The 25705-nt window shown below is 54.5% G+C and carries 24 protein-coding genes; 6 read left to right on the top strand and 18 right to left on the bottom strand.

The genetic code is table 11. The annotated features are described in order from the left end of the window. The first annotated feature begins 36 nt into the window (after window positions 1-36). Both pdxY and ACOQH0_RS09775 read left to right on the top strand, forming a co-directional pair. Window positions 37-897 (top strand): pyridoxal kinase PdxY, encoded by an 861-nt coding sequence (pdxY, locus tag ACOQH0_RS09770; RefSeq protein WP_420985647.1) that lies wholly within the window; start codon window positions 37-39, stop codon window positions 895-897. Between the two features lie 109 nt (window positions 898-1006). After that, complete coding sequence (locus tag ACOQH0_RS09775) at window positions 1007-2164, top strand: DDE-type integrase/transposase/recombinase (RefSeq protein ID WP_421512123.1); 1158 nt, start codon at window positions 1007-1009, stop codon at window positions 2162-2164. 86 nt (window positions 2165-2250) lie between these two features. Here ACOQH0_RS09775 and gstA read toward each other — a convergent pair whose 3' ends face one another. From gstA to blr, 12 genes are all read right to left on the bottom strand, one after another. Next, window positions 2251-2856, bottom strand: coding sequence for a glutathione transferase GstA (gene gstA, locus ACOQH0_RS09780; protein WP_023299960.1), 606 nt, complete (start codon window positions 2854-2856; stop codon window positions 2251-2253). Window positions 2857-2965: 109 nt separating this feature from the next. Beyond that, the gene (dtpA, locus tag ACOQH0_RS09785) at window positions 2966-4474 is read right to left on the bottom strand and encodes a dipeptide/tripeptide permease DtpA (protein ID WP_089599511.1); all 1509 of its coding nucleotides are present in this window, start codon (window positions 4472-4474) and stop codon (window positions 2966-2968) included. Between the two features lie 611 nt (window positions 4475-5085). Continuing rightward, window positions 5086-5721 (bottom strand): endonuclease III, encoded by a 636-nt coding sequence (gene nth, locus ACOQH0_RS09790; RefSeq protein WP_008500570.1) that lies wholly within the window; start codon window positions 5719-5721, stop codon window positions 5086-5088. Continuing rightward, a complete protein-coding gene (locus ACOQH0_RS09795) occupies window positions 5718-6404 on the bottom strand; it encodes an electron transport complex subunit E (protein ID WP_010430367.1) in 687 nt (228 codons plus the stop codon). The genes nth and ACOQH0_RS09795 overlap by 4 nt, the downstream gene beginning before the upstream one ends. A 2-nt stretch (window positions 6405-6406) precedes the next feature. Continuing rightward, window positions 6407-7027: an electron transport complex subunit RsxG gene (gene rsxG / locus ACOQH0_RS09800; RefSeq protein ID WP_421512124.1), complete on the bottom strand. Its 621-nt coding sequence runs from the start codon at window positions 7025-7027 to the stop codon at window positions 6407-6409. Window positions 7028-7037: 10 nt separating this feature from the next. Further along, the gene (gene rsxD / locus ACOQH0_RS09805; protein WP_421512125.1) at window positions 7038-8090 is read right to left on the bottom strand and encodes an electron transport complex subunit RsxD; all 1053 of its coding nucleotides are present in this window, start codon (window positions 8088-8090) and stop codon (window positions 7038-7040) included. Beyond that, window positions 8091-10112 (bottom strand): electron transport complex subunit RsxC, encoded by a 2022-nt coding sequence (rsxC, locus tag ACOQH0_RS09810; RefSeq protein WP_278434967.1) that lies wholly within the window; start codon window positions 10110-10112, stop codon window positions 8091-8093. Beyond that, a complete protein-coding gene (gene rsxB, locus ACOQH0_RS09815) occupies window positions 10105-10683 on the bottom strand; it encodes an electron transport complex subunit RsxB (RefSeq protein WP_042716342.1) in 579 nt (192 codons plus the stop codon). The genes rsxC and rsxB overlap by 8 nt, the downstream gene beginning before the upstream one ends. Next, window positions 10683-11264, bottom strand: a complete 582-nt coding sequence (gene rsxA / locus ACOQH0_RS09820; protein ID WP_010430378.1) for an electron transport complex subunit RsxA — start codon at window positions 11262-11264, stop codon at window positions 10683-10685. Before rsxA ends, rsxB begins: the two co-directional genes overlap by 1 nt. Window positions 11265-11340: 76 nt before the next feature. Then, window positions 11341-11781, bottom strand: coding sequence for a DUF2569 domain-containing protein (locus tag ACOQH0_RS09825; protein WP_421512126.1), 441 nt, complete (start codon window positions 11779-11781; stop codon window positions 11341-11343). Window positions 11782-11866: 85 nt separating this feature from the next. Then, window positions 11867-12082 carry a transcription modulator YdgT gene (gene ydgT / locus ACOQH0_RS09830; RefSeq protein ID WP_010430382.1) on the bottom strand — a complete coding sequence of 72 codons (216 nt, stop codon included), beginning with the start codon at window positions 12080-12082 and terminating at the stop codon, window positions 11867-11869. A 222-nt stretch (window positions 12083-12304) separates the two neighbouring features. Beyond that, complete coding sequence (gene blr / locus ACOQH0_RS09835) at window positions 12305-12430, bottom strand: division septum protein Blr (protein ID WP_168112406.1); 126 nt, start codon at window positions 12428-12430, stop codon at window positions 12305-12307. 241 nt (window positions 12431-12671) lie between these two features. On the opposite strand from blr, the gene ACOQH0_RS09840 reads away from it, so the two are divergent. Further along, window positions 12672-13712: an oxidoreductase gene (locus ACOQH0_RS09840; RefSeq protein WP_421512127.1), complete on the top strand. Its 1041-nt coding sequence runs from the start codon at window positions 12672-12674 to the stop codon at window positions 13710-13712. A gap of 51 nt (window positions 13713-13763) precedes the next feature. Here ACOQH0_RS09840 and add read toward each other — a convergent pair whose 3' ends face one another. The 3 genes from add to malX form a co-directional block, all read right to left on the bottom strand. Further along, window positions 13764-14765 (bottom strand): adenosine deaminase, encoded by a 1002-nt coding sequence (add, locus tag ACOQH0_RS09845; protein ID WP_089599522.1) that lies wholly within the window; start codon window positions 14763-14765, stop codon window positions 13764-13766. Window positions 14766-14861: 96 nt separating this feature from the next. Continuing rightward, window positions 14862-16034: a MalY/PatB family protein gene (locus ACOQH0_RS09850; protein ID WP_421512128.1), complete on the bottom strand. Its 1173-nt coding sequence runs from the start codon at window positions 16032-16034 to the stop codon at window positions 14862-14864. A 48-nt stretch (window positions 16035-16082) separates the two neighbouring features. Continuing rightward, complete coding sequence (gene malX / locus ACOQH0_RS09855) at window positions 16083-17675, bottom strand: maltose/glucose-specific PTS transporter subunit IIBC (protein ID WP_089599526.1); 1593 nt, start codon at window positions 17673-17675, stop codon at window positions 16083-16085. Window positions 17676-17853: 178 nt separating this feature from the next. On the opposite strand from malX, the gene ACOQH0_RS09860 reads away from it, so the two are divergent. After that, window positions 17854-18882: a Mal regulon transcriptional regulator MalI gene (locus ACOQH0_RS09860; protein WP_421512129.1), complete on the top strand. Its 1029-nt coding sequence runs from the start codon at window positions 17854-17856 to the stop codon at window positions 18880-18882. Window positions 18883-19043: 161 nt separating this feature from the next. On the opposite strand, the gene ACOQH0_RS09865 is transcribed toward ACOQH0_RS09860, so the two are convergent. Next, window positions 19044-19907: a DUF2971 domain-containing protein gene (locus ACOQH0_RS09865; protein ID WP_421512130.1), complete on the bottom strand. Its 864-nt coding sequence runs from the start codon at window positions 19905-19907 to the stop codon at window positions 19044-19046. Between the two features lie 479 nt (window positions 19908-20386). Here ACOQH0_RS09865 and ACOQH0_RS09870 point away from each other — a divergent pair, with 479 nt between their 5' ends. Then, on the top strand, window positions 20387-20839 hold the full coding sequence (locus ACOQH0_RS09870) for a hypothetical protein (RefSeq protein WP_421512131.1): 453 nt from the start codon (window positions 20387-20389) through the stop codon (window positions 20837-20839). Between the two features lie 116 nt (window positions 20840-20955). Here ACOQH0_RS09870 and ACOQH0_RS09875 read toward each other — a convergent pair whose 3' ends face one another. Then, window positions 20956-22488, bottom strand: coding sequence for a YdgA family protein (locus ACOQH0_RS09875; protein ID WP_421512132.1), 1533 nt, complete (start codon window positions 22486-22488; stop codon window positions 20956-20958). 99 nt (window positions 22489-22587) lie between these two features. Then, window positions 22588-23763, bottom strand: a complete 1176-nt coding sequence (manA, locus tag ACOQH0_RS09880; RefSeq protein WP_421512133.1) for a mannose-6-phosphate isomerase — start codon at window positions 23761-23763, stop codon at window positions 22588-22590. Between the two features lie 199 nt (window positions 23764-23962). On the opposite strand from manA, the gene fumA reads away from it, so the two are divergent. Next, a complete protein-coding gene (gene fumA, locus ACOQH0_RS09885; RefSeq protein ID WP_237847624.1) occupies window positions 23963-25609 on the top strand; it encodes a class I fumarate hydratase FumA in 1647 nt (548 codons plus the stop codon). Window positions 25610-25705: the final 96 nt, after the last annotated feature.

The following is a 25705-nucleotide window of genomic DNA, read 5'->3' on the forward strand; positions in this document are numbered from 1 at the left end:
CGCCCCTTTTGTTTTTACAGGGTTTGGTAAGAAAAAATGAAGAACATCCTCGCCATCCAGTCCCACGTTGTTTTTGGGCATGCTGGCAACAGCGCAGCGGAATTCCCGATGCGCCGCCTCGGTGCCAACGTCTGGCCCCTTAATACCGTACAGTTTTCAAACCACACGCAATACGGCAAATGGACCGGCTGCGTGATGCCGCCATCGCACTTGACGGAGGTTGTGCAGGGTATTGCCGAAATCGACCAGCTTAAGCGCTGTGACGCGGTGCTGAGCGGCTATCTCGGTTCAGCAGAGCAGGGGGAACATATCCTGGGGATCGTTCGTCAGGTGAAAGCGGCGAATCCGGCGGCAAAATATTTTTGCGATCCGGTCATGGGCCACCCTGAAAAGGGCTGTATTGTCGCGCCCGGCGTGGCGGAGTTCCACGTCCGCCACGCGCTGCCGGCCAGCGATATTATTGCGCCAAATCTGATCGAGCTTGAAATCCTCTGCGAGCATTCGGTCAACAGCGTAGAAGAGGCTGTAAGCGCTTCTCGCGAGCTAATTGCTCAGGGGCCTGAGATTGTCCTGGTGAAGCACCTTGCGCGCGCAGGGTTAAGCCAGGACCGTTTTGAGATGCTGCTGGTGACGAAAGACGAGGCATGGCACATCAGCCGTCCGCTGGTGGATTTTGGTACGCGTCAGCCGGTTGGGGTGGGCGATGTGACCAGCGGCCTGCTGCTGGTGAAGTTGCTCCAGGGGACGGCTCTGCGGGATGCGCTGGAGCATGTGACCGCAGCAGTTTATGAAATTATGATGGCGACGAAAAACATGCAGGAATATGAGCTGCAGGTGGTGGCGGCGCAGGATCGTATCGCGAAACCCGAGCATTATTTCAGCGCAACCCAATTGTAAAAGCAGGGATATGCCGGGTAAGCGTAGGGTATGAACCGGAAACATGGGTAACACTTTAGACCGGATACATGGGTAACAGTTATAACTGGCATAGAAGAGGAGACTCGCTATGCCCTGGACTGAGACCCGACCTATGCAACGCCTTGATTTTATCCGTGCCTGCCATGCAGGTACGGACTCCTTCTCCGCGCTTTGCCGTCTTTTTGGCATCAGCCGTAAAACCGGCTATAAATGGCTTCAGCGTTTTGACCCCTCTGACCTGTCATCTCTCTCTGACCGGTCGCGCGCGCCACACTCCCACTCCCGGACGGTTCCTGATGATATCGCCGGACAGCTGACGGCCCTGAGGCAAAAACACCCTGACTGGGGCCCCAAAAAACTGCGGATGTGGCTGCTCAATCATCATGTCGATTTTACCGTACCTGCTGCCAGCACTATCGGCGATATCCTCAAGCGTGAAGGCCTGGTTCCGGATAAAAAACGAAAACGCAGGACCCCGGGCAATCGCCAGCCCCTGACCACCATCAGTGAGAACAATCAGGTCTGGAGCGTTGATTTTAAAGGCAAGTTCAGGCTGCTGAGCAGAGAGTACTGCCATCCCTTCACCCTGACCGATAATCACAGCCGGTATCTTCTGAGCTGCCGGGGAACGGACCGGGAGAGTGAGCCCTTCGTCAGACAGTGCCTGACGGATGCGTTCCTGGAATACGGTCTGCCGGAAGTGCTCAGTACCGATAACGGTCAGCCCTTCGCGGGAACAGGGATAGCTGGACTAAGTCGTCTTGCCGTCTGGCTAATCAAACTGGGCATCAGGCCTGAGCGTATCAGGAAGGGGCATCCGGAAGAAAATGGCCGTCATGAGCGAATGCACCGCTCCCTGAAAAGTGCGGTGAAACAGGGCAACACCTTCATGACGATGGAAGAACAACAGCGGTGGTTCAGTGACTACCGGGAAGAATTTAACTACGAAAGGCCGCACGAAGCTCTGGCGGGTGCAACGCCCGGAACGGTATGGCACCCCTCGAACCGACACTGGGATGGCCGTGTTCCTGAATACGCGTATCCGGAAGGAGGTACGGTCTACAGGGTGAAATCGCGGGGGACACTCTATATGGGGAAAAAGGGGACGGTGTTCCTGAGTGAAGCGCTGACTGATGAGTACATCATGCTGGAAGAACAGGATGATGGCCTTGAGGCCATCATCTTTAACGGAATAACGCTTGCGTACTACGACCGAAAAACCGAGAGTGTGCTCCGGATAGACTGAAAAGTGTTACCTATGTTCCCGGTCTGATCTGTCACCTATGTATCCGGTCATACAGCAGCGCCACCCGGCAATACAGAGCGCTCGGATTAATTCAACCCTTCCGCCTTCAGCGCCGCCGCTACGGCAGGGCGTGCCGCTACGCGTTCCATATACGACGCAATATGATCTAACCCTTCCAGGTTCAGCTTCACCGCGCGCGCCCAGCGCAGAACGGTAAACAGATACGCATCAGCAATGGTGAAACGCGCACCGCAGATCCACTGATCGTCTTTCAGTGATTCATTAATGTACTGCATCTTTTTCTCAAGTAACGCACGTACGGTCGGTTTGTACTCTTCCGGCGTGTCCGGACGGAACAGCGGCGTAAAGCCTTTGTGCAACTCGGTCGCGATGTAGTTAAGCCACTCAAGGGTTTTATAGCGAGAGATACTGCCTGTTGGTGCCAGCAGCTGACGATCAGGCACGTTGTCGGCCAGGTACTGCATAATCGCCACGCCTTCGGTCAGCAGCGTACCGTCATCCAGCAGCAAAGCCGGAACTTGTCCTTTCGGGTTGATCGCGAAAAAATCATCGCCGTTTTCGAGGCGCTTTTTCATCAGGTCAACGCCGTCCAGCGTGAAATCTTTGCCGCTCTCGCGAAGAGTGATATGGGAAGCAAGAGAGCAGGCGCCCGGTTTGTAGAACAGTTTCATCGGTAACTCCTTTTTGCTGAGGTATCAGCTATGTTAGTGCGCGTTCGGATAAAAAAAAAGCCGCTAATGCTTTAGCGGCTTCTTTCCATTCAGTCGTTTCCCGATGACATTACGCGGTAGCGGTTTCGGTCGCTTTAGACGTTTTGTCGTCGTCCTGAGTCATGCGATTCAGCTTAGGCGCGGTCAGCAGCATCAGCACAGCGATAACCGCCGTGGCAATACCAATCTGCATGAACACGGTGCCGTATACGTTCAGGGAAAGCAGTGGGTCAGTCACGTTTTCCGGAACCGCCATCAGGTTAGCAATCTTACCTGCAATGATTGCCGCACCCGCAGTGGTCAGGAACCAGCTACCCATGATGAAGCCCATCAGACGCTGTGGCACCAGCTGTGCAACCATCGCCAGGCCCAGACCAGAGATCATCAGCTCACCGATAGACTGCAGGGCGTAGCTCAGGATCAGCCAGTTAACGGAGACGATACCCGCGTCGGACGCAAATTTCGTTCCCAGCGGCAGCACCAGGAAGGCGCAAGAGCACAGCACCATGCCCACGGCGAACTTGTGCGGCATTGGCAGACGGTCGCCCATTTTGTTATAGATAGCGGCCAGAATCGGGGAACCAATCATGATCCAGAACGGGTTCAGAGCCTGGAACTGCTCAGGTTCGAACGCGATACCGAGGATTGAATGTTCAACGTTACGGATAGCGAAGAAGTTCAGGGAAGTTGGCATCTGGCTGTACAGCACGAAGAAGATAATCGCTTCCAGCATCAGGATGAACGCGACAATCATCTTACGACGTGCAGCGCCCTGCATGGCGAAGGCTTCTTTCGCAAAGATGCAGACGATACCCAGCGCAACCACGCCCAGAACCGCACGTGCAACGCCCTGGTTGTGCAGAAGCCAGGTGGCGATCGCGGCGAGAACGACAACGCCCACGATGGTGGCCAGCAGTTTACCCATGTGAACCGGTTCGAAGTCTGGCTTAGAACCGTAGTCTTTAACCCAGCTGCGGCAGAACAGGAAGTTCACAACGGTGATCAGCATACCCACGAAGCTCAGCGCAAAGGCCACGCTCCAGCCGAATTTCGCTGCCAGCCATGGTGTTGCCAGCATTGAGAAGAATGAGCCGATGTTGATGGACATGTAGTACATGGTAAATGCACCGTCCAAACGTGGGTCATCTTTGTTATAGCAGGTAGAGAGCAGGGAGGACGGGTTCGCTTTGAACAGACCGTTACCGACGGCAATCGTTGCCATACCCATATAGACCACAGCCGCATCGTGTCCAGACCATGCAACCAGACCATAGCCAATCGCCAGGACAATGGCGCCCAGCATAATGACGCGTTTGGTGCCCAGGACTTTGTCACCCAGCCAGCCGCCGATAGCAACCAGACCGTACACCAGAGCACTGAAGGAGGAGAACAGCGTGATGGAATCCGCTTCGGACATACCCAGTTGTTTAACCAGGTAAACCGCCATGATCCCTTGCAGGCCGTAATAACCAAAACGCTCCCATAACTCAATAGAGAAGATGAGATAGAACGCTTTCGGCTGTTTGAAAGCGTTGAGACTCACGCTTTCATTTGTTGGTTTATTGTTTGCAGTAGACACATATACCTCTTTTTTTACATCCCATATTAACGGGGGTGTTCATAGCGTGATGACCGTAGTCCATCCGCTTTATAGTTATATTGGGAGGGGAAACGGCGGGTAATGTTCACTATCCTGACCCATCTGGCAATATGTTTGAAATACTCTGTTACATATAACTGAGGTGGTATAATCCACGGGTCACACAAATGTTATTCAGCGTTAAATTTCATCCGTTGCGTTTTGTTGGTTTTTTTCACTACCCCTAACCCCCTTTCAGCCCGATATGGCAATATGTTCTGCTATTTGGCCTTTAAGGTAGTGATATAGCCCATAATCTGAAAAATGACTGGTCTTATATGCGGTATACGAACGGTTAATTCTTGTCGGGCAAAGGTTTTGCGAGGTGTTTGACAACAAAAATCCAACATGACGTTATCAGAGTGATCTTGATCACAGATGTATAGAAATTTTTGGTGATGAAAAAACTATTAACCTGTTTGAGTGTTAAATAGCCGAACAATCCATAAGGTTGGATAGCGAAAGAACGGACAAATTACGGTCAAAAGGAAGGTATGCAGATGACCTTCCTTTTGTAGGGTTTTGATTCAGAAGTAAATACACTAAAGCGATCAGGGATAGACTTTTTCTTTATATTCGCAGAGATCTTCGATGATGCAGGAGCCGCAGCGAGGCTTGCGTGCGATGCAGGTATAGCGGCCATGCAAAATCAGCCAGTGATGACAGTCGACCTTAAATTCCGCCGGAACGACTTTTAATAACTTCTCCTCTACCTGTTCAACGTTTTTGCCAGGTGCAAAGTTGGTGCGGTTAGAGACGCGGAAAATGTGCGTATCGACGGCGATAGTCGGCCAGCCGAACGCCGTATTCAGTACCACGTTCGCCGTTTTGCGTCCGACGCCGGGCAGTGCCTCCAGCGCGGCGCGATCCTCCGGCACTTCACCTCCGTGCTGTTCCAGCAAAATCCGGCAGGTTTTGATCACGTTCTCGGCCTTGCTGTTAAACAGGCCGATGGTTTTGATATACGACTTCACGCCTTCGACGCCTAACTCAAGCATCGCCTTCGGCGTGTTGGCCACCGGATAGAGCAGGGCGGTGGCTTTATTGACGCTGACATCGGTAGCCTGCGCAGAGAGCAACACGGCGATCAGCAGCTCAAACGGGGAGGTAAAATTCAGCTCCGTCGTCGGGTGCGGGTTCTCGTCCCGCAGACGGGTCAGGATCGCAATGCGCTTTTCTTTATTCATGAAGCCTTCTCGGGTGTCCCTTCCAGAACGCTACGCTCAGCCGCGCGGCGCTTACGTTTTTCATCAATCAGGTATTTTATCGCCAGCATCATGCCAAGGCCAATAAAAGCACCCGGCGGCAGCATGGCCAGCAGGAAAGGCGTATCGGTGTGGAACACTTCAATACGCAACGCTTTTGCCCAGCCGCCCAGCAGCGCATCTGCACCGTCAAACAGCGTACCGTTACCGAGGATCTCACGAAGCGAGCCGAGGACAAACATGGCGCCTGTCGCCCCCATACCGATGGCGAAACCGTCAAGCGCCGACATCGCCGGGCTGTTCTTCACGGCAAATGCCTCGGCACGCCCGACCACAATACAGTTGGTCACGATCAGCGGAATGAAGATCCCAAGCGACTGATACAGGCCAAACGCGTAAGCGTTAATCAGCATCTGAACGATACTCACCACCGACGCGATGATCATGACGTAAATCGGAATACGGATCTCCGAAGGCGTCCAGCGGCGCAGTGCGGATATGGACAGGTTAGTCAGTGTCAGCACCAGCGTGGTCGCCAGCCCCAGACCGAGTGCGTTGGTCGCAGTCGAGGTGACGGCCAGCAGTGGACACATCCCCAGAAGCTGCACCAGCGCGGAGTTGTTCTTCCACAGCCCCTGGACAATAACCTCTTTAACCTGGCTCATGGCTACTCCTCACAGGCCGGAAGATTGTTAATCTGCGCAGGCAGCGTTTCAGCATACAGCCCGGCGCGTTTTACAGCGTTAACCACGGCGCGCGGCGTGATGGTCGCCCCCGTGAACTGGTCGAACTCACCGCCATCTTTCTTCACCGCAAACGCTGCGTCATTTTCGCCGTGGATCACTTTACCGGCAAAGTGCAAAATCCAGTCGCTTAAGCGTGTTTCAATTTTATCGCCAAGGCCCGGCGTCTCGTGATGCTCCGTCACACGGGTACCCAGTACGGTACCGGAAAAATCGCTGCCGACGAGCAGTTGAATGGCTCCGGAATAACCGTCGGGGGCCGTGGTTTCCATGACTGCACCCACCGGCCGATCCCCTTTGCGGGCGATAAAGACGCGGTGCGGGCCTTTCCCAAGCTGCGGTTCTTCTACAACAAAGCAGCTTTTCTGCAGGTCATTATCGTAGAAGTCAGACGGGATCACCTGATCAAACAGCGCTTTTTGCTGCTTTGCCGCCTGCTCATCAATCGTCGATTTGGTCAGCTCGTTCACCAGCGCCGTCAGGCCGGTCAGTACCGCAGCGAAAATAGCCAGCGTGACGCCGTGTTTTTGCATGGTCTTTAACATGGCGAAACCCTTAGCGATGACCGTACACGCGCGGGCGCGTGTAGTAGTCGATGAGCGGAACGGTAATGTTGGCAAGCAGGACGGCGAATGCGACCCCATCCGGATAACCGCCAAAGCTGCGAATCAGCCACACCAGCAAACCCGCCAGCGCGCCGAAGATCAAACGGCCACGATTGGTGGTCGACGCCGTAACCGGGTCGGTAAGAATAAAGAATGCACCCAGCATGGTCGCGCCGGAGAGCAGATGCATCTGCGGGCTGGCCAGTGACTCAGGAGAGAAGACCCAGCCCAGCGTAGCGCAAACCGCCAGCGTCACGAGGAAGCTGACGGGAATATGCCAGCGGATCGCTTTCTGCTGCAGCAGGAACAGGCCACCCAACAGATACGCCAGGTTGACCCACTGCCAGCCTGCACCGGCCAGCACGCCGCTGTAGATGGCGGATTTCATGATCTGCTCAACGCTGTGCCCGGCGTGCAGGGACGTTTTAAAAGTATCGAGAGGCGTTGCCTGGCTGATACCGTCCACGCCCATACGCAGCGCGTTCATATCCGCGCCGAGGATCGTATGGCCGGTAAAGATAACGTGCAGGGCATCCATAAAGCCAGGCACCGTGGCGGCAATTTCATGGGGGGGCAACCAGCTGGTCATCTGCACCGGGAAGGAGATCAGCAGAACAACATAGCCGATCATTGCCGGGTTAAACGGGTTATGCCCGAGCCCGCCGTACAGCTGTTTAGCGATAATCACCGCAAACACGGTACCCAGCACCACCATCCACCACGGGGCAAACGGTGGAATACTGATCGCCAGCAGCAGCCCGGTCAGCAACGCGGAGTTGTCAGCGAGAATGCGGGAGACCGCCATTTTTCGCAGCTTCAATACGAGCGCTTCCGCCGCTAACGCACTGGCGCAGCCAAGGACCAACTGGAAAAGGGTTCCCCAGCCGAAAAACCAGAACTGAACGGCGATGCCTGGCAACGCCGCCAGGCAGACCAGCATCATGATGCGCGATGTCTGGCGCTGGTTATGGGTGTAAGGGGAACTTGCGATTCTGAAAACCATTTAATCCTCGTTAACTGCTTGTTGTGCGGCTTTCTTCGCCTGAACGCGCGCAATCGCGGCGGCGACAGCGGCTTTGCGTGGATCGTCGTTTGCGGCCTGCGGCTGCTCTTCCTGCTGGGCGGCTTTGCGTGCTTTGGCCCGAGCGATAGCGGCTTCGACAGCGGCTTTGCGAGGATCAACCGGCACTTCGGGCTCCGCAGTTTGCGCCTGCTGCGCTGCTTTGCGCGCTTTCGCGCGTGCAATGGCCGCTTCGACGGCAGCTTTACGCGGATCCTCCGCGTCTTTCTCAACAACCACGTCCTGTTGACCCGCTTTACGGGCTTTGGCACGGGCAATTGCCGCTTCAACCGCCGCTTTACGCGGATCGACGCCCGTTTCCGGCTGGGCAGTTTCTGCTTTCTCTGCCTGACGGGCGCGAGCCTGGGCCTTGCGCGCTTCGCGTGCCGCAATCGCTTCGCTGTTATCCGGTTTTTCGCCTGCCGGGATCACCAGGGTTTGCGCTGCAGTGGCTTTTTTCTCTCGCACGCGCGCCAGTGCAGCGTTGATGGCGTCCTGATCTTTCTCACCAGGCTGAACGGCAGCCTGTTTATGGCGCTCCTGGCGGGCGATTTTCTCGCGTTCGAGACGCGCCTGGCGGGCTTCAAAGCGCGCTTTGGCTTCGGCTGCGCGCTTCTCTTCCATTGAGATGGCATAAATCTCGGCCTTCTCCTGACGGAAGTATTGCACCAGCGGAATATTGCTTGGGCAGACCCAGGCGCAGGCGCCGCATTCAATGCAGTCGGCAAGATTGTGGGCTTGCGCTTTGTCGTGCAGTTGGCCTTTGCTGTACCAGTACAGCTGCTGCGGGAGCAGATCCGCCGGGCAGGCATCAGCACAGGCGCTGCAGCGGATGCAGCCTTTTTCTTCCTGTTCTTCACCCATCTCGGTCGGAGAGGGGGCGAGCAGACAGTTAGTAATTTTGACGACCGGGACATCCAGCCACGGCAGGGTAAAGCCCATCAGCGGGCCGCCCATGATCACCATCTGGTCGCTACCAGGGCAAAACTCGGCCTGCTCCAGCAGATGACGCACCGGCGTACCTAGACGCGCCCAGACGTTGCCTGGACGGGACACCGATTCACCGGTCAACGTCACCACGCGCTCGGTTAGCGGCTCGCCGTCAATCACCGCACGTTTTACCGCATACGCCGTACCGACGTTTTGCATCAGCACGCCGATGTCAGAGGAGCGGCCACCGTGCGGTACTTGTTTACCAGTGAGGATCTGGGTCAGCTGCTTTGCGCCGCCAGACGGGTATTTGGTCGGGATAACGCGCAGGCTAATATCATGGCAACCCGCCAGCACGGCCCGCAGCATGGAAATGGCCTGCGGCTTATTGTCTTCAATGCCGATCAGCACTTCTCGTGGCTGCAGAATATGGGCGAGAATGCGAATACCTTCCACCACCTGGGCGGCACAGTCCTGCATCAGACGGTCATCGGCGGTGATATAAGGTTCGCATTCCGCAGCGTTGATGATTAGCGTGTTAATTTTGTCGCCACCGCCGCGCAGTTTGGTACCCGTCGGGAAACCTGCGCCGCCAAGACCGGCCACGCCGAACTGATGAACGCGTTCAATCAGCTCTTCGCGGCTGCGGGAACGGTAATCGCTCCAGCCGTCACGGTCGATCCAACGGTCTTCGCCGTCGGCTTCAATAATCACGCTCAGTTCAGACAGCGCTGATGGGTGCGCGACGGTATGTGGGGCGATCGACACCACTTTACCGGAGGTGGGGGCGTGTACCGGCAGCATTCGTCCCCGACCAAAGGTCAGCGGCTGGCCGCGAAGAACGGTATCGCCTTCTTTAACGCAGAGTTCGCCTTCCGCGCCGATATGCTGTTTGAGCGGCATGACGTAACGCGTCGCCAGCGGAATTTGTCGCAGCGGCGTGCCGTTTGACTGGGTTTTCATCTCCGGGGGATGGATACCGCCGTCGAAGTCCCAAATCTTCTCTTTTCTGAAAGCAGAAAATAACTTAAGCATGTTGTTCCACAGGAATATTGCGAACCGGAATGGTCTGAAGATCCCATTTCCAGCTTTCGGTAGTCGTTTCAACCGGGCGCAGTTCTATGCACTGCGTTGGGCAGGGGGCCACGCAAAGGTTACAGCCGGTGCACAGATCGGCCACAACGGTGTGCATGGCGCGGGTTGCGCCCACAATGGCATCAACAGGGCAGGCCTGAATACATTTGGTGCAACCGATGCAGTTCGCTTCGTCGATCACCGCGAGGGCGCGAACCGGCTCCTGCACCTCGGCATCGCCGTCGACAGGTTGCGGGTCAACGTTAAGCAGGGCGGCAATTTTGAGCATCACCGCTTCGCCACCGGGCGCACAGCGGTTGATTTTTTCACCCTGCACGCCAACCGCTTCGGCATAAGGCCGACAGCCGGGGTAGCCACATTGCCCGCACTGGCTTTGCGGCAGTAGCTCGTCAATTTTTTCGACAACGGGATCGTCCTCAACCGCGAAACGGCGGGAGGCGTAACCCAGAATCAGGCCAAACACCAACCCCAGTACGCTGATGGAGGCGATGGCAATCCAGATAGCACTCATTACAACTTCACCAGACCACTAAAGCCCATAAAGGCCAGAGACATTAAACCTGCCGTCACCAGTGCAATGGCGTTTCCGCGGAAGGGCGCGGGAATATCCGCTGCAGCCAGACGTTCACGAATAGAGGCAAACAGAACCATGACCAGTGAGAAACCGACGGCGGCAGAAAAGCCGTACAGCGCCGATTGCATGAAGTTATGCCCGAGGTTGATGTTCAGCAACGCCACCCCGAGTACGGCGCAGTTGGTGGTGATCAGCGGCAGGAAGATACCCAGCAGGCGATAGAGCGCCGGGCTGGTTTTGCGCACCACCATTTCGGTAAATTGCACGACGACCGCAATGACCAGAATAAAGGACAAGGTGCGCAAATAGATCATGTCCAGCGGGATCAGGATCCAGGTATCAATCAACCATGCGCAGATGGACGCCAGCGTCATAACGAAGGTTGTCGCCAGCCCCATGCCCATCGCGGTCTCCAGTTTTTTGGAAACCCCCATAAAAGGACACAGGCCAAGAAACTTCACCAGAACGAAGTTGTTAACCAGCACAGTGCCGACAAAGAGCAGTAAGTAATCGGTCATTATTCAGCCTGAAATAAAAAAGCCGCCTATTATCGGACAAAGCACGACAGGCGACAACAGGTTAACAGTAAGGTTATTACGGGTTCACGAAGGTTTTCTTCACCCGCGTCGAACGCTTGAAGTAAGGGACCAGCAGCGCAGCAGCCAGTAACGGGAATAACAGCTGGCGAACCGCTAGCGCGTCAGAAACCGGAGAAAAAGCAAAGGCTTTCACCGCCAGCAGCACGGAAATCAGCAGCCAGATAATATAATGTTTTGGCACACTTTTGCGGCGCTTAAAGAACGCAATGGTCAACCAGAGCGTGTAGTACCACATCCCGATGGCGAAGACGAACGAGGTAAACCACAACGCAATATTAAGCACACTTTGCGACATCAGGGTCTGAATGGCATGAGGTGTGATCAGCGCGGTGGTATAGAGTAACAGCGCAAGCGATGCGCTTAATAATGCAACCAGCAGCCATGCCAGCGGGGCGATTAACCAGCCTCCAATTCTTTCTCCAGGCGATACGGTCATGCTCTCTCCCATAGTCTGCGCGAAAGGGTATACAGAAATTTGCAGGGCGGAGAGTATATAACATTTCGCGCGGATGGCTACTTTCTTATAAAACGTAACGCCATACGGACTTCGGCACTTCCCCGACGTTGAACAAACGACCACCGGAGACCAGCTCAGCGCGGCGGTGGTCAGCGGCGCGATACATATTGATAATTTCGTGATTATCCGACAGCGTGTAGTTTAGATGGTCAAACAGTTTTTCCAGGCTCTCAAGGGAATTGATCTTGCGAAATTTTAATAAATAGTCCTGAACTGTCATGTTAATAAGTTTCCATATAAAAGTGAGTAATACCCGTGTCGGTAATTCGTTCGAATAATAAACGGATAAATAAAGACGTAAAACAGCCCACTCAGGTAATGTGACGAAATTAGGAGTTTTCTTTGCTGAAAGATTCAGGCATCAGACGATGCCTGGAAGAGAAGGTTAACCCTGTTCAACACGGCTGGCAATATGCAACTGACAGAATGTGTCACAAGGGCGTTACTTCGGTTGTGCGACGGTGACAGGCTCCGGCGGTTGGTAGTTATCGATGTGGCTGGCAACGCCAAGCAAAATGACCGAAACCCCAAGGACAATCCATCCCGCTAATTCAATGATTCGATTAATTATTGATGACATGACTCGTGTTTGTAATTTATCCATAAATACAGATTACAAATGTTACCGTGCAGCACTGACCTCGGCAAGCGGTTTGGGAACGATACCCTTAATCAATCTTAGTGAGTTACATCCTTGTAACAAAAACATCTGGTGCAAGGTGCTATTTTAAGTCATATGACACATTATTAATGTGTAGTAATACCCGCAAAGCCAGTGTGAAATAAGATAATGACAGGAGGGCACTACGATGAGTGAAAATATCCGTGTCGGGCTGATTGGTTATGGTTACGCGAGTAAAACCTTTCACGCGCCTCTGATTAGCGGGACCCCGGGAATGTCGCTGGGGGCGGTTTCGAGCAGTGATGCCGCCAAAGTACATGCCGACTGGCCAACCGTTCCGGTTGTTTCTGAGCCTAAACATCTTTTCAACGATCCGAATATTGATGTCATCGTCATTCCTACCCCAAATGACACGCACTTTCCGTTAGCTAAAGCGGCGCTGGAAGCGGGTAAACATGTTGTGGTCGATAAGCCCTTTACCGTGACACTGTCACAGGCGCGCGAGCTGGATGCACTGGCAAGAAGTCTTGGCAGGCTGTTGTCCGTCTTCCATAACCGGCGCTGGGACAGTGATTTCCTGACGGTGAAAGCCCTGCTTAGTGAAGGCACTCTCGGTGAAATAGGCTATTTTGAATCTCATTTTGACCGCTTTCGTCCGCAGGTGCGTAACCGCTGGCGTGAACAGGCGGGCCCCGGAAGCGGTATCTGGTATGACTTAGCGCCGCATTTACTCGATCAGGCCGTAAATTTGTTTGGTCTGCCGGTGAGTATGACGGTTGATTTAGCGCAGCTTCGGCCTGGCGCGCAGACGACAGATTACTTCCATGCCGTTTTGAGCTATCCGCAGCGTCGTGTCGTACTGCACGGGACGATGCTCGCCGCCGCGGAATCGGCGCGTTATATTCTTCATGGTACGCGCGGTAGCTACGTGAAGTTTGGTTTAGATCCGCAGGAGGACCGCCTGAAAAACGGTGAGCGTTTGCCGCAAGAGGACTGGGGCTACGACATGCGTGATGGCGTGCTGACGCGCGCGGAAGGTGAAGAGTTGGTTCAGGAAACGCTGCTGACCATTCCAGGGAACTATCCGGCTTATTACGCGGCTATCCGTGACGCGCTCAACGGGACGGGGGAGAATCCGGTTCCGGCCAGCCAGGCGATTCAGATCATGGAGCTGATTGAGCTGGGCATCGAATCTGCCAAACATCGCTCCACGCTCTGTCTGGCATAAGTTCTAAATGTTTTTGTAGGCCGGGTAAGCGCAGCGCCACCCGGCAAATGCTCAACCGCGAGCCACTTTATCTTTAAGCGCCTGCTTCTCTTCAGGCGTCAGGAACGCAATTTCCAGCCCGTTAATCTGCGCCTGGCGGATCTGCTCGCGGCTCAGGCCCGCCTGCGGTGCGGCGATGTTGTATTCGTGAATAATATCCACCCCCTGAACCGCCGGATCGTCGGTGTTCAGCGAGGCCAGCACGCCGTGTTCCAGGAAGGTTCTCAGCGGATGTTTATCCAGCGTTGCCACGGTGCTGGTCTGAATGTTGGAGGTCAGGCAGGATTCGATACCGATGCGCTGCTCCGCCAGGAAATCCATCAGGGCACGATCTTCGACGGCTTTCACCCCGTGGCCGATACGCTCTGCGCCCAGCTCACGAATGGCCTGCCAGATGCTTTCCGGGCCTGCTGCTTCACCCGCATGAACGGTAATGTGCCAGCCCGCGTCACGCGCGCGATTGAAATGAGAGAGGAACAGGCTACCTGGGAAGCCTAGTTCATCCCCGGCGAGGTCGACAGCGGTAATCTGGTCACGATGCGCCAGCAATGCTTCCAGCTCCTGAAGGCAAGCCGCTTCACCGAAGGTGCGGCTCATGATACCAATCAGACGTGCCTGAACGTCGAAAGCTTTACATCCTTCGCGAACGCCCTCAATCACCGCTTCCACCACGCCCGCGACGGGCAGGTTGTGGGTCATTGCCATATAGCCCGGCGAGAAGCGCAGTTCGACGTAATGCAGGCCATTACGGGCGGCGTCTTCAATGTTCTCGAACGCCACGCGGCGGCAGGCATCCAGCGAGGCCAGCATCTTTACGCCCCAGTCGAGTTTGCTCAGGAAGCTGACCAGATCCGGCTCATTCGAGGTGACCTGAACATGTGGGATCAGGGTTTCAAGCGTTTGTGCTGGAAGCGTTAAATTGAACTGGCGGCCAAGATCGAGGATGGTTTGGGCACGAATGTTACCGTCAAGGTGACGATGAATATCAGTTAAAGGCAGGCGTGTATCAATCATGGTCGCACTCTTTGCTGGTTAAAGTGCGCCATATTATAAAAACAAAACGGGGTAAAAAGCTATTTGCGCAAGGGAATATTCCGTTGCGCAATGGTGTTACAGCAGGGTAGCAATCCCGGCGATGAGGCGTTGCACCCCTTGTTCCAGCTTGCTGCGCGGGCAGCCTGCGTTCAGGCGTACGAAACCATTACCCTCTTCTCCGTAGGTATATCCCGGCATGATCGCCACTTTTTCCTGCTCTATCAGCACTTTTTGCAGCGCCCTGTCGTCAATGTTCAGCGGGCGCAGGTCAATCCAGGCCAGATAGGTTGCTTCCGGCGGCTGCCAGTTCAGTTTCGGAAAAGCGCGGTTTAATTCCTGCGCGATAAACAACAGATTCTCTTCCAGATAACTCCGCAAGGCATCCAGCCATGGCGCTCCCTGCTGATAGGCGGCGATATGCGCCGTCAGCGCCAGCACGGAAGGGGAAGAGAGTCCGTCGCGGCCTTTAAGAGCGCGGAGGTAACCCGTGCGACTCGCTTCATCGCCGATCAGGCCGTAAGCCCCGGTCAGTGCCGGAATATTAAAGCTTTTCGAGCCAGAGGTGAGGAGCGCCCATTTGCCGCGTGCTACCTCATTCCACGGTGTGTGATGATGTTTTCCCCACACCATGTCCATATGAATTTCATCGCTGATCGCCGCCACGTCATAGCGTGCACACAGTTCCGCCATCTGCGTCAGCTCATCCCGCGTCCAGACCTTACCGGTTGGATTTTGCGGGCTGCAGAGCAGCAAAATTTTGTTTTCTGGTTTGGCCAGGGCCGGTTCCAGCGCGGCCATATCACCCATCCAGCCGCTCGCCTGTTTCACCATCGCAACCGGTACGACGTGGCGCGCGTTGCCTTCGATGGCGTTATAAAACGCATCGTACGCGGGAGTATGAACCACCACGCCGTCGCCGGGCTGCGACCAGAGACGGATCAGCTCTGACACCATGTAGATGACGGAAGGGCCATAAACGACGGATTCGGTTTCGATACGGCTGTTAAAGCGTTGCTGGAACCAGTGCGCGACGGCAGCCAGAAACTCATCGTTTTTCCAGCGGCTATAGCCAAACACGCCGTGATCGATGCGCTGATGCAGCGCGTCGGTAATGCAGGGCGCAGTGGCGAAATCCATATCCGAGATAGTGAAGGGCAGCAGATCGGCCGCGCCAAAGCGGTCGGCAACGTAATCCCACTGGGTGCACCAGGTGCCGTGACGATCCACGACGGTCGAGAAATCAAACATAACTCTCATCCTTAACGTAAAACCCCCTCATGAGAGGGGGCTGAGGCATCAGGCTTCGACTGTTCGCATCAGGGTGGCCAGTTCATCTTTTACCGACTGCACCTGCGGGCCGATAACCACCTGCAAATTATGCTGATTTAACTGTACCACACCGATGGCGCGGTTAGCTTTCAGCGCATTGGTATCCACTTTCGACATATCCGCCACCGACAGACGCAGGCGGGTAATGCAGTTATCCAGCGAGGTGATGTTATCCGCACCGCCCAGCGCTGCCAGAATGGCCGGGGTGTTGTAACCCGATTTTCCTACCGTCCCTGCAACCGCTTGTTCAACGCTGGTCGCTGTTTCAGCATCACGGCCCGGTGTTTTCAGGTTAAAGCGGGTGATGGCGAAGCGGAAGATGCCGTAGTACACCGCAAACCAGATTGCCGCCACAACCGGCACCAGGTACCACTTGGTGGACAAGCCGTGCAGGATCCCGAACACCACGAAGTCAATCACGTTGCCGTCGGTGTTGCCGATGGTGACGCCCAGTACCGCCATCACGGTGAAGCCCAGACCGGTCAACACAGCGTGAATAAGATACAGCACCGGCGCGACGAACAGGAACAGGAATTCGATTGGCTCGGTTGTGCCGCCAACGACGCAGGCGATCACGCCGGAAATCAGCAGGCCTTTAATCTTATGACGGTTTTCCGGACGAGCACAGTGGTACATCGCCAGCGCCGCGCCCGGCAGGCCGCCCAGGAAGGCAGGCATTTTGCCCTGAGACAGGAAACGGGTTGCGCTCTCAGAGAAGCCGTGGGTGGTCGGGCAGCTCAGCTGCGCCTGGAAGATCGTCAGCGCACCGCTCACGTCGTGACCGCACACCTCCATCGTCCCGCCCGCTTCGGTGAAGCGAATCAGGGCCACCAGAATGTGCTGCAGACCAAACGGCAGCAGCAGACGTTCACCGGTACCGAAGATCATCGGACCGAAATCACCCGCGCCGTTAATGATGCGACCAATACCGGTGATACCCATCGCGAAGACAGGCCAGATCAGCGGAATGATCAGACCAAACAGACCCATGACCACGAGGGTGATAATCGGCACAAAGCGGGTACCGCCGAAGAAGGCCAGGGCATCCGGCAGACGGATATTGTGGAAGCGTTCGTGCAGCATCCAGATAATCACACCCGCGATCACCGCACCGAGGATCCCGGTGTCGATAGACTGGATACCAATCACGCTCTGAATATTATTGGCTTTCAGTACTGCAGCATCGGTGGTAGGCAGAATCCCTTTTGCGGTCAGCCAGAAGTTAACCGCAAGGTTCATCACTGCGTAGCCCACGAAGCCCGCAAAGGCGGCTACGCCTTTATTCTCGCGCGCCAGGCCCAGCGGGATGGCGATGCAGAACATGACGGGCAGGAAGCTAAACGCAAAGGAGCCGACTTTGCTCATCCAGATGAAGATCGCCTGCAGCACCGGGTTGCCGAGGAACGGGATCAGCGTGATGACGTCATGGCTGCTCAGGGAGCTGCCGATCCCCAGCATGATCCCGCAGAATGAGAGGAGTGCCACGGGCAGCATAAAGGTTTTACCCAGTTGCTGGAAAAACTCCCACAGCGATATTTTTTGTGCTGCTTTCGCCGTCATAAAACGACTCCTTGGTGGTTAAAAATAGTTTACCTGCTTCAATGCAGCGAGAAGATAAAACGTTTTATCAAACTTTAGTGCGCGCTAAATCACATTCTCAGGCTTTTACTGGTAGTATAAAGATAACGTATTGATAAAACGTTTTACCGATCTCATTATCAGGGAGTCACGCCAACCCATGGCTGTAGCGAAAAAGATCACCATCAATGATGTTGCCCTCGCGGCTGGCGTTTCCGTCAGCACGGTATCGCTGGTTTTAAGCGGGAAGGGGCGTATCTCCCCCGCCACCGGACAGCGGGTCAACGAGGCGGTTGAGCAACTGGGCTTTGTGCGTAACCGCCAGGCGTCCGCGCTTCGCGGTGGGCAAAGTGGGGTGATTGGTTTGATCGTTCGCGACTTAACCTCGCCGTTTTATGCGGAGCTCACAGCCGGATTAACGGAAGCGCTAGAGGCACAGGGACGGATGGTCTTTTTGCTGCATGGCGGATGCGAGGCCGATCAGCTTCTTTCCCGGCTCGATATGCTGCTAAACCAGGGAGTGGACGGGGTGATTGTCGCCGGGGCATCGGGCGTGGGCAGCGAGCTGTGTGAGCGAGCCGCCGAAAAAGGCGTACCGCTGGTGTTTGCCTCTCGCGCCAGCTACCTGGACGAAGCCGATACGCTGCGCCCGGATAACATGCAGGCCGCGCAAATGTTGACTGAGCATCTGATTCGTCGCGGGCATCAGCGCATCGCCTGGCTGGGCGGGAAAAGCTCGTCCCTGACGCGCGCCGAGCGGGTAGGCGGCTACTGCGCGACGCTGATTAAATACGGCCTGCCGTTCCACAGTGAATGGGTCGTGGAGTGTGAATCCAGCCAGAAGAAAGCGGCGGAAGCGATAGGCGCGCTACTGCGAAGCAGTCCGACGATCAGCGCTGTGATTTGCTATAACGACGTGATTGCCATGGGTGCCTGGTTTGGCCTGATCCGCGCCGGACGCCAGAGCGGCGAGGGTGGGGTAGAAACGTTCTTCGGCCATCAGGTGGCGCTCGGGGCGTTCGCCGACGTCGGCGAAAATGCGCTCGACGATCTCCCGATCGTCTGGGCGACTACCCCTGCGCGGGAGATGGGCTACACGCTGGCGGACAGGATCATGCAGCGCATCGACAATACGGATGTTCAGGCCGGGCACCAGATTGTGGCGGCGCGACTGGTAACGGTGAAATAATCTCCGCTGCACATCGCCCGGCGGCGCTGCGCTTGCACGGGCCTACAACGGCTCTGAATCGTAGGCCGGGTTAGGCGTAGCCGCCACCCGGCTAAAAGATTGTACATTCTCAAACACTCATTGGTTTAATCACTAATATTATTAATTTTTAGAACGTTCATCTATGGTGAAATTATTATTTTTCTGTGTTCGCCAAATTTGCTCTTTCGTATACGTGCTAAAGGATACTTTTGAACAAGTTTTGTAAAATCCACATCAATGTCATTAAAATGAGGGCCCAGAATTATCGACTTAACTTCTAACGGGTGAAAACCATAGTCACTGTAGTGTCCGGAATTAGTTGTTTTCGAATAGGTTGATATTCTCCATTCTTTTTCGTATGCCCAATCTTCTGTTTTGATAAATGTGATTTCATTGTTGATATAGTTAATTGATTGACTGTCTGGTAAAAAAAGTAAATCCGCCATACCCTCAGCAGTATAAGTTAAAGGCATTTCATTTGTATAATTTATTGGCTTTGCTATTAACCATGCACTATCAAGTTCATCAATGCATTCAAATTCAATAACAACACCTTTGTATCCGTCAGCATAATGATTCCACATTGGTGGGATTGTAGCACTTTCGGATAGGCATAGAATTCTTCTATCATTGAGCATACCTCGCCACATATTTTTCATATCTTCTATAGCAATAGATGCTCCTGGCCCAACAGGAGGATTAATTTCAATTTCTTGAAATTTTTCCGCTAAACCTGGAGGGATGCCGTAGGGGAAAAGTTTTTTATAAATATCCAGAAGGGCCCTTATTCTTGGGTTCAAATTTACAAGGTCCTGTCTTGGGTTAAGCAATTCCTGCTTCAGTTTTTGCGCTAATGCTTTACCTAGAGAAATTTCGTTGATATTTTTCATTACCTCTCGAGGTACATCAAATGGGTCATTAAATATTATTGGTGAGCTCCACCTTAGGCTGCAATTTTCGAGAACAATTTTGGCAGTATTTGTTGACATATATTTATAAAACATTTGTCGCTCATGTGTTCTGTATGATTTTCGCATAGATCATCTCGAAAAATTAGTTGGTTGTGATTGCCAATGATTATAGTAACCAAACAGGCTGCCTAAATCTAGGTATTGAGAATATTATATCATTTCATATTTAGAATTCGAATGATTCCAAGTGTACTTTTGGAATGCCTCTCGCATTTTTGATTAAAAAATAAAGTAAAAAAGAAGGGCCAATTTCTTTTTTTTGTAATATCCATTAGAGTTCCCCCACTGCGGCAAATTCCGCAGTCAGGCGTGGAAACCTGAACCATCACACGACGACACAGTTTTAGTGTCGGGGCAGCGCATATCCTTGTAAAATCAACGGTGGCGCTGATAGGGCAGTCGAAAGACTGGCTGAAGACCGTGTGATTCAGTTTCCACCCCTGTCAGCGCCGCCACCCTCTGAGCGTGGAAACTTAGACGGTGGCCTTAAAATATCACACGGAGGCTGCCATATGGCTACGATCCCAACTCTTGCTAACCCTCAATCCACTGACAGTATTTCCTGCCAACTTCTTGACCTGCCGATACCCTCAACGCTGGATCTCTTCGAACTGACGGATTGCTGCTGCGCTTTTGTTAACGTGCTTATGGAAACCCAAGACAAAGCAGAGCGCTTAGCGTTTTGTGGCCGTCTGGCTTTTACTCTCGATGAGTTAAAAAACAGATGCGATGAAGATTTACCGCCTCGTCTGGTAGAGCGATTGAGTACCCCATTATCAACTCAATCCTGTATGCCAGATTGCTGGCAAGATACTGCGATGCTGGTGGGGTATGCTAAGGCACTTAATCAGGCTTTGTTGAGCCAGACTCAGGCAATTGCTGTCTCGCAAGAACTTGCTGGTTTATTGCATGACCTGATTTATCTTCTGGCTGACTTTGTCAGAGAACCTTACCTGCAGCACTGAGGTCACGCCCGGCGGCGCTTCGCTTGCGCAGGCCTACAACGGCCCGGAATCGTAGGCCGGGTAAGCGTCAGCGCCACCCGGCAATAAAAAACCCCTCATGCGAGGGGTGTTGCTGTTTACTGCTGCGGCGCCGCCGGTTCGGCTGGCGCTGCAGGTTCAGCCGGTTCCGGCATCCCCAGAGCGGGCATACCAAACATGCCGACAAAATCTTCCAGCGGCATTTTATCGCCGTTCAGGTTTACCTGGCCGTTGGCATACTGCAGGCTGGTGGAAATCGTGTTGTCTTCCACTTTAGTGATGCGGAACATCTGGCCCATCGCAGCCAGACCTTTCACCTGCTGGTTCGCCAGTTTGCCAGCGTCTTCATCGCCGTAACCCTCCAGCTTCGCAATCTGGGTCATAAACTCGGTCGCCATGTCCATTGGGATGGTCAGCTTGCTCTCGAGCGACTTCACGCTGCGATCCACTTCCTGCGCCAGCGTCTGCGGTTCACCCGTTGCGGCTGCCGGATCTTTCAGGAACAGCGACAGGTTGAAGTTAGTTTCGCCTTTGCTGTTTTTCCAGCTCAGCGGCGCGACGGTGATCACCGGCTCGCCTTTCAGCAGGATTGGCAGGTTGTTGAACAGCACCGCCATCGCCTGCTGCTGGTACACTTCCGGGTTCTGCTGCAGCGCGGCATCGGTCAGCAGCGCCTGGCTCTCTTTGCTGTATTTTTGGCTAAATTCGTGCCACGCCTGGCCGTCGATATTGCCGATCTTCAGCGTTAATTTTCCGGTCCCCAGATCCTGATTCTGCACCTTCAGGCTCTTCAGGGCGTAATCCAGCTGCGTATTGATATTCTTGCCGTCTTTGGAAATGTCGGATTTACCGTTCACGTCCATGCCTTCCAGCACGGCCATCTCTTTACCTTCAACCGCGATTGCAATCTTATCGAGAGAGAGCTTCTGATCGCCAATACGCTCTTTAAAGTCGGTCATCCGGCTGTTGCCGTCGGCTTTCAGGTTGTTGAAGCTGAGCTGAACCTTTTGGTTATATTCATTAACCGCGTTCACTACGCCGCTTTCTGCTTCACCGGTCAGAGAGAACACGTTTCCGTCGCGGTCAGCGTCCAGTTTGAAGTTACCCCCGCTGAAGGCGACCTTCTCGTTCTCTTTCTCGTAGTTCAGCGCTTTCAGCGCAATATCAGAACTCGTGTCACCGGCATAGCTGATGCGAGTATTGACTTCGAAAGGCGAGGTATTTTTTGCCAGATCAAACAGTGGCCTGGTGACGTCGTTATTCACCAGCACCGTGTGAACGGACGCCATTGATGGGATCAGATTAAACGATTTTAACTGCGCCAGCGGGAACGGACCGTGGCTGACCACTTCATCCAGCACCACGCTCTGGCCTGGCTTCAGCCAGGCGTTGGCGTTTCCTGCTACAGGTTTCACCACCATCTGCATATGGCTGGTAAACACGCCGCGCTGATAGTTCTGATAGCTAAGCTCAACGCCAGCCTCCGGCGCGCTGCGCTTAATCTCTCCGTTAGCCTGCGCGACCATCTCAGCCAGACGACCTTCCAGCTGTTTCCCGGTAAACCAGGAGGCACCCGTCCAGACCACGCCTAACGCTACAATCACTCCAACCGCTACGACCGATTTTTTCATTGCGACTATCCCTAAAATGAAACCAGGCGGTAAAAACCGCCCGGAGATATAAAACCTTAAACTAGCTTAGCAAGAGTTGTTAAAAAATTCAGTAAGTGCTTATAGCTTATTAAAAACGCGCGCCAGACGACCGGTGCCGCTCACGCTAACCGGCGACTCGTTCGCTGCAACAAAAGCCGACTCGCCCGGCTTGAGCACCAGACGCTGTTGGCCTTTCTGCAGCGTCGCTTCGCCCTCCACGCAGAACAGGATCGCCGCGCTCTGCTGTGCGATGGCGGTTTCGGCCTGGCTGAGGTCGTGCAGAGAAAACGCGAAATCCTCAACCGGGATCGGGAAGTCCAGCTCTGCGCCGTTTTTCACCGGCTGAGTCAGCAGTTCGTCGGCAGGTTTCGCCACGAACTTCACGTTGGCGACCAGCTCAGGGATATCGATGTATTTTGGCGTCAGGCCCGCGCGCAGCACGTTATCCGAGTTGGCCATCACTTCCAGCGCTACGCCCTGCAGGTAGGCGTGCGGGGTTTCGGCAAACAGGAACATCGCTTCGCCCGGGTTCAGCTTCACCACGTTCAGCAGCAGGGGAGAGAATAGGCCGCTGTCGTCCGGGTAGAATTCGGAAATCAGACGGATGGTCTCCCACGGCTCACCTTGTTGGCTGTTCAGTGCAGCTTTCAGCACCGCCAGCGCATGAGATTTCTCTTCGCCCTGCATATTCAGCAGGCTGGCAAATAGCTGGCTCAGTGCGTCCGCGTTCGGGTTTTCCAGGAAGTGGGCGATAGCCTTGTTAGCACCCGCCACCGGTTGCAGCAGAGAAACGATCTCCGAAAACTCGCGGAACGCGTTCATCGCAAGGAAAGGGGTGAGAGCAAAAACCAGCTCCGGTTTGTGGTTCGGATCTTTGTAGTTACGTTCAGCCGCGTCTAATGGAATCCCCGCCGCGTTCTCTTTCGCAAAGCCGATTTCAGAGGCTTTCTTGTTCGGGTGAACCTGAATGGAGAGCGGCTGGTCGGCGCACAGTACCTTAAACAGGAACGGCAGTTCGCCAAAACGCGTGGCAACCTTCTCGCCCAGCAATGCGGCTTTATCGGCATCAATCACGTCGCGCAGGCTGCGCACCTGGCCGCTGGCGTCTTCAATTTTTGAGCTGCTCTTCGGGTGCGCGCCCATCCACAGCTCTGCCATCGGCAGGTTGTCCGGGTTGGCGATACCGTAGAGATCCGTTAACGCAGTTTTACTTCCCCAGGCGTAGTTTTGCACTGAGTTGATGAGTTTTTGCATTATCAAGCCCTGATTCAAATGTGGAATTAACTCCGGGTATTAAAGCAATAAACCGCGTGGAAGTAACCTGCGGATGTAAAAAGTCGTACTAGTCTCAGTTTTTGTTAAAAAATTGTGTAGGATAAGCTGACTCGCTTTTAAGCCGGGCAGCGGAACATCTGCCCTGAACAATCAGACCGAAGCAGTAAGTGAGAGAACAATGTCGAACAAACCCTTTCATTATCAGGATCCTTTTCCCCTCAGTAAGGATCAGACTGAGTATTACCTGTTAACCCGCGATTACGTTTCTGTCTCTGAGTTTGAGGGACAGGAGATCCTCAAAGTTGACCCGCAAGCGCTGACGCTGATGGCGCAGCAGGCCTTCCACGATGCTTCGTTCATGCTCCGCCCGGCGCATCAGCAGCAGGTTGCCGATATCCTGAGCGATCCGCAGGCCAGCGAGAACGATAAGTACGTGGCGCTGCAGTTCCTGCGTAACTCGGATATCGCGGCGAAGGGCATTCTGCCGACCTGCCAGGATACGGGTACCGCAATTATCACCGGCAAAAAAGGCCAGCGCGTCTGGACCGGCGGCGGTGACGAAGCGGCGCTGGCGCACGGCGTCTACAACACCTATATCGAAGATAACCTGCGCTACTCGCAAAACGCGGCGCTGGATATGTACAAAGAGGTCAACACCGGCACCAACCTGCCTGCTCAGATTGACCTCTACAGCGTCGATGGCGACGAATACAAATTCCTCTGCATCGCCAAGGGTGGCGGTTCGGCTAACAAAACCTACCTCTACCAGGAAACCAAAGCGCTGCTCACCCCGGGCAAGCTGAAAAACTACCTGGTTGAGAAAATGCGTACCCTCGGCACCGCAGCGTGCCCGCCGTACCATATCGCCTTCGTGATCGGCGGTACCTCGGCGGAAAGCACGCTGAAAACCGTCAAGCTGGCGTCGACCAAATACTACGACGGCCTGCCGACAGAAGGGAACGAACACGGCCAGGCGTTCCGCGACGTGCAGCTTGAGCAGGAACTGCTGATCGAAGCGCAGAACCTGGGGCTGGGCGCACAGTTTGGCGGCAAATACTTCGCGCACGACATTCGCGTGATCCGTTTGCCGCGCCACGGCGCATCCTGCCCGGTGGGCATGGGCGTGTCCTGCTCGGCGGATCGTAACATCAAGGCGAAGATCAACCGCGACGGCATCTGGATCGAGAAGCTGGAGAACAACCCGGGCAAATACATCCCGGAAGAACTGCGTAAAGCGGGCGAGGGGGAAGCGGTTCGCGTGGACCTGAACCGTCCGATGAAAGAGATCCTGGCGCAGCTTTCTCAGTATCCGGTCTCGACCCGTCTCTCCCTGAACGGCACGATTATCGTGGGCCGCGACATTGCGCACGCGAAGCTGAAAGAGCGTCTGGACAACGGCGAAGGGCTGCCGCAGTACATTAAAGATCACCCAATCTACTACGCAGGCCCAGCGAAAACGCCTGAAGGCTACGCGTCCGGCTCGTTAGGTCCGACTACGGCAGGCCGTATGGATTCCTACGTTGACCAGCTTCAGGCCAACGGCGGCAGCATGATCATGTTGGCGAAAGGTAACCGTAGTCAGCAGGTGACGGACGCTTGCCACAAGCATGGCGGCTTCTACCTGGGCAGCATCGGCGGCCCGGCAGCGGTGCTGGCGCAGGGCAGCATCAAGAGCCTGGAGTGCGTGGAATACCCGGAACTGGGTATGGAAGCGATCTGGAAAATTGAAGTGGAAGATTTCCCGGCGTTTATCCTGGTGGATGACAAAGGTAACGACTTCTTCAAACAGATCCAGTCTTCTCAGTGTTCGGCGTGTGTGAAGTAGTCTGAAGAAAATGCCGGGTGGCGCTGACGCTTACCCGGCCTACATTCTCGTAGGGCGGGTAAGCGTCAGCGCCACCCGACACCAAAAAGAGCGCAC

Source organism: Enterobacter sp. JS8-1 (assembly GCF_049187015.1).
GTDB classification, from domain to species: domain Bacteria; phylum Pseudomonadota; class Gammaproteobacteria; order Enterobacterales; family Enterobacteriaceae; genus Enterobacter; species Enterobacter mori.